Annotated in this window: 1 pseudogene; it reads right to left on the bottom strand. The window is 43.6% G+C overall.

Annotated elements, in window-relative coordinates:
• Positions 1 to 122: 122 nt before the first annotated feature.
• Positions 123 to 475, bottom strand: a pseudogene (locus H4J67_RS20035) (IS110 family transposase); the annotation flags it as partial.

Below are 475 nucleotides of genomic sequence, written 5' to 3'. Positions count from 1 at the left end.
GTGGCACCTGTCTTCAGTCTATGTTAGCGGTTCAATAGCCGTTAGGCTATTGCCGTCCTAACGCCGTCGGTGGTTGTGCCACACCCGATGCTTGATCCCATGCGCTAACTCAAAACTTTTCTTCATGCAGGCATTCTTGCTATCCGTAACTTAGGATTAACTTGTGTTAGAACAACTTCACGGGAAATGGCCCAAATATAGGCGATCATTTATCTGGCGATAGCCGTAACCACTACATTACGATGTTTACCTTTATGCATGAGTCGTTAATAACGGCGGCACAATCTCAGTTGAGCTTGCCAAGCCATATCAATAATTTCTTTGCTTAATCTTTCTTGTCTTAATTGCATTTCTTTTCAAATGTTGGTGTTGTGTTTATACGAGTGTGCACCTTCGACCAGTAGTCTTGCACGGCTATTACCACACTTAGTAATAGCCCCTAAATGGCGTTTATCGCCGCTTGAATGTTCACTAG

Source organism: Colwellia sp. BRX10-4, assembly GCF_014077465.1.
GTDB lineage: Bacteria > Pseudomonadota > Gammaproteobacteria > Enterobacterales > Alteromonadaceae > Colwellia_A.
This window is presented reverse-complemented; position numbering and strand designations above follow the sequence as displayed.